The organism is Bacillus sp. SIMBA_008 (genome assembly GCF_046535495.1).
Lineage (GTDB): Bacteria > Bacillota > Bacilli > Bacillales > Bacillaceae > Bacillus > Bacillus subtilis.
The window spans coordinates 1-230 of record NZ_JAWRWL010001397.1; the positions used below are offsets into that span (position 1 = coordinate 1).

Below are 230 nucleotides of genomic sequence, written 5' to 3' on the forward strand. Positions count from 1 at the left end.
TCAGGTTCGTGATCGATCCCGAGCGCGAGTAGGTGTCGATGATGATGCCGCCCTTGCCGTTCAGGAAGGGCTCGTTCCACGTCGCGGGGTCGAGCGTCGCGAAGTCGGCGTTGATGTAACCGTTGTCGACGAACTCCTTCTCGAAATCGACGGCCTCGAGCCATTCCTCGGTATCGAAGCCCGGAACGATCTGACCGTCCCGCTCGACGTATCGGTTGCCCGCGCCGTAC

Annotated in this window: 1 pseudogene; it reads right to left on the minus strand. The window is 61.7% G+C overall.

Annotation, left to right across the window (positions count from 1 at the left end):
* Window positions 1-230, minus strand: a pseudogene (locus SB658_RS28060) (extracellular solute-binding protein); the annotation flags it as partial.